This is a genomic window from Oleiphilus sp. HI0066 (assembly GCF_001635725.1).
Genome location: NZ_LWFH01001253.1, coordinates 1 through 1202 on the forward strand (window position 1 = coordinate 1; position 1202 = coordinate 1202).

Genomic DNA, 1202 nt, shown 5'->3' on the forward strand with positions numbered 1-1202 from the left:
CAACCAACTCGCGGTTGTACTTATCAACGAAACTATTGTCCTGATCTAGAACGTACGCAAAACCGCCCGTCATACCAGCACCAAAGTTGTAGCCAGTATTACCCAACACGGTAATTTGACCGCCAGTCATATATTCACAGCAGTGGTCACCAGCACCTTCGACTACTGCTACAGCACCGGAGTTACGTACACCAAATCGCTCACCAGCAGTACCTGCAGCAAACATCTCACCACCGGTTGCACCGTATAAACAGGTGTTACCGACAATAGACGTTTCTTGAGTCTTAAATACACTTCCTACTGGCGGACGAATCACAAGACGACCGCCGGTCATGCCTTTACCGACATAATCGTTTGCATCACCTTCTAGATCCATGTTCAGGCCGCCAGCATTCCACACACCAAAACTCTGGCCTGCAGTACCATTAAGCTTGAGCGTAATTGCTTGTTCGCTCATACCTTGGTTACCGTGACGTTTAGCGATTTCGCCAGACAGACGAGCACCAACTGAACGGTCACAGTTAGTCACGTTGAAACTAAATTCACCGCCCTTTTTACCTTCAATACTTGGAAGCAATTCCTCAACCATACGCTCCGCTAACAAGCCTTGATCGAAAGGCTCATTACGCACGACTTCGCAGGTGTGCGGCTTATCTTCTGCTACCCCACCATCCGATAAAATAGCGCTAAGATCGAGTTGCTTCTGCTTGTCAGTCGAGCCTTCTAATGCTTCGAGAAGATCTGTGCGGCCTACGAGCTCTTCAAGACTACGAACACCTAACTTAGCCATCCATTCACGCGTTTCTTCAGCCACAAAGCGGAAGNAATTCATCGCCATTTCGACAGTGCCTTTAAAGTGCTCTTCTCGCAGTTTTTCGTTCTGCGTAGCAACACCTGTTGCACAGTTATTCAAGTGACAAATACGGAGGTATTTACAACCTAGAGCCACCATCGGCGTTGTACCGAAACCGTAGCTCTCAGCACCCAACATCGCAGCTTTTACAACATCAAGTCCCGTTTTAAGACCACCATCTGTTTGTAAACGAACGCTACCACGTAAGTCGTTACCGCGAAGCGTTTGATGTGCTTCGCTCAAGCCTAGCTCCCAAGGAGAGCCTGCATAACGAATAGAGGTCAATGGACTAGCAGCAGTACCACCGTCGTAACCCGAAATAGTGATTAAGTCAGCGTAAGCTTTTGCA

General features: G+C 48.2%; 1 protein-coding gene. It reads right to left on the minus strand.

Annotation, left to right across the window (positions count from 1 at the left end; genetic code table 11):
- Positions 1 to 1202 (minus strand): glutamate synthase-related protein (locus A3738_RS18020; RefSeq protein WP_255376179.1); only part of this gene is annotated, 1202 nt, incomplete at both ends.